Source organism: Limnofasciculus baicalensis BBK-W-15 (assembly GCF_024178385.1).
Classification (GTDB): Bacteria; Cyanobacteriota; Cyanobacteriia; order Cyanobacteriales; family Coleofasciculaceae; genus Limnofasciculus; species Limnofasciculus baicalensis.
Window position 1 is genome coordinate 1 of record NZ_JAMZMM010000578.1, and the last position, 2,658, is coordinate 2,658.

Here is a 2,658-nt window from a genome sequence, read left to right on the forward strand (position 1 = left end):
GTTACGAATTATTAGGGCGAGTGGATGTAGAGGCTCAAGAATATACATTAGCAGGATTAACAACTGCGATCGCGCAATGGGCTAGAGGAATTACGCCAAATTTGTAACTAAACTTTATATATAGTAAGGTGCGTTATATAACGCACCCTACAAATAGCCTTCTTCTTTACTCTTCCTTCGTGTCTTAGTGTCTTTGTGGTTAAATAATTAGGTATTTTACTTATAATATAAAAGAACCTGAAAGCGGTAGCAGGAGCAATGAGCAAAAAGAAAAGCCCAATTAAAGAAACCGCTGCGATGAATAGCGAAGCCTATCTTTATCCTGTCGTAGAAATTATGGGTTACAAAGATGGACACTTATTTCCTTGGCATATTCCCAATAGTAACCCCTTCTCTTTGATCCGATTATCTGGCAATATGACAGAGGAGGAAATCGGTTTAGTCTTCGCTCAATTGGTAAATTACAACCATTTACCAAGCGGTGGCGATACTAAAGAGGTTTTGGATAGCATCATTAATTCTTCTCGGCTAATTTTACCGGGAGGTATTCAGGTTAGAGAAGTATCCGGTAAAGTTATTAGCCCTAGTTGCTGTTGTGGTTTAGAAGGCTGGCGGGAATGGCTGAGGTTTCTTCAAACAGGCACCTCCCCTTGGCTTGGGCACTCTCCAACAGCCTGGGTTGAAAGGGTGGATAATCTGGTGCGCGTCTATTCAAGTGAGGCAACCGGGGGATTCCATATAGACTTCGAGTACTATAAGTTTAAGGCTAAACTACGCCAAGTCCGGCAAGATTTGAGCGATTTCCTATTAATAATAGAAATATGGGCGGCTGGTTTGGAATTTCCTGAACCTCAGAAGCTATCAAGAAAGTTTGACGAATGTTTCTCTATCTCACATGATTTAAGTGACTTTTGACTTTCTGTATATAGTAGGGTGCGTTATATAACGCACCCTACAGATAGTCTAGCTGATACGATTAGCCATCAGCCATTATCTATTAAACGAACCCCTCAACCACAGGATGGAAGTAGAAAGCCAATCCCAAAACCGCATAAGCAGCTAGGAGTAAAATCCCCTCTAGCCAATTAGACTTACCATCAGAGCTAATAGAATTAGCAATTAAAACTGCTACAACCACAGCTACTAATTCAAAGGGATTAAAATTCAAATCCATTGGTTGCCCCATAAACCAACCAGCAATAACTAAAACTGGTGCTACAAACAGGGCAATTTGCATACTAGAACCCACAGCAACTGAAACAGAAAGATCCATTTTATTCTTCATTGCCACAGTTACCGCCGTTGCATGTTCAGCCGCATTACCAACAATTGGTAGTAAAATCACACCTGTAAATAGAGCCGTTAATCCTAACTGAGATGTAGCTTCTTCTAAAGTATCTACCAGTAATTCTGACTCCAACGCTACCAACAGAGTCACAACTAACAACACCCCAACCCACAAGAATATATTCGGTTTGTGTGAAGCTGCCTCAGTTTCTGTTTCTCCTTCTTCTTCATTTTCTGCCATCCCCACATCAAATAGATAGCTGTGAGTTTTCATCGAAAAAACAAGGGAAAGAACATAAACTATAATCAAGATCAAAGCAACCGCAACCGAAAGCCGCTGTAAAATACTTTCATCTATACCAGGAGTTGTCGCACTCATGGCAGTAGGCAACAGAATCGCAATCACGGCTAAATTCATCGCCGAAGCATTCACCCGCGCCACAACAGATTGAAACTCTTGCTCTTTGTAGCGCAATCCTCCTAAAAACATGGAAAATCCCATCACTAGGAGTAAGTTACCAATAATCGAGCCAGTAATTGTCGCTTTCACCACACTTACCAAGCCAGCATTAAGGGCAATCAGAGCAATAATTAATTCAGTGGCATTACCAAAGGTAGCATTGAGTAATCCGCCAATACTTGGACCAACAACGACAGCGATTTCTTCAGTGGCAGTGCCCATCCAAGCAGCGAGGGGCACAATAGCCAAGCAGGAGGTAACAAATACTACTGCAGATCCCCACTCCAAATAGTGTGCGGCAATGGAGACTGGGATAAACAGTAGCAGAAGTGACAGAATGTTATTTTTGTTCAGCATTAGGCTTGAGAATTCCTTCAACCATGAAACAGTAATTGTACTAGGGCAAGTTGCTGGTTAGCTTTTTAGGAGTACTAATCGCTAATCGCTAATGGTAGAGTTATTCAATTAATAATTAGCAATTAGCCTTTTAGCAATCTAAGGCGTTATCACCAGCAAATTGGGCGACTATCGAACTTGAGTGGCGTGACACCCCTGGGATTGTGGCAGAGAAAGTAGATTCGCAGTTGCGCTTGGACCCGATTGAGATTAGCGCCCCAACTAGAAACTAATCTTAATCCTTGGGCGGGATTTAGGTCATGGCTTTAGCCTAACTAGGAACTAATCTTAATGTCGGGTTTAGGTTTGGCATATTTCATCACACCAATCATCTCACACCAATCCTTTGACATCCAATATTCAGATATCAGCAACTTTGGAAACTACTGCAAGACAAGCGATACCGAAGGTAAGCTTCTCATGGCGCAATTTTCTTGCCGTAACCCCTTGACAGGTTGCATTTTTTTTGTTAAATTAAGAGAATGGAAATCCGTGCGCGTAAAAAAAACAGAAAA

General features: G+C 41.6%; 2 protein-coding genes. One reads left to right on the top strand and one right to left on the bottom strand.

Annotated elements, in window-relative coordinates; all coding sequences use genetic code 11:
* Positions 1-258: 258 nt before the first annotated feature.
* Positions 259-915: a hypothetical protein gene (locus NJ959_RS28315; RefSeq protein ID WP_254015100.1), complete on the top strand. Its 657-nt coding sequence runs from the start codon at positions 259-261 to the stop codon at positions 913-915.
* 82 nt (positions 916-997) lie between these two features.
* Here NJ959_RS28315 and cax read toward each other — a convergent pair whose 3' ends face one another.
* A complete protein-coding gene (cax, locus tag NJ959_RS28320) occupies positions 998-2,104 on the bottom strand; it encodes a calcium/proton exchanger (protein ID WP_254015101.1) in 1,107 nt (368 codons plus the stop codon).
* Positions 2,105-2,658 lie beyond the last annotated feature (554 nt).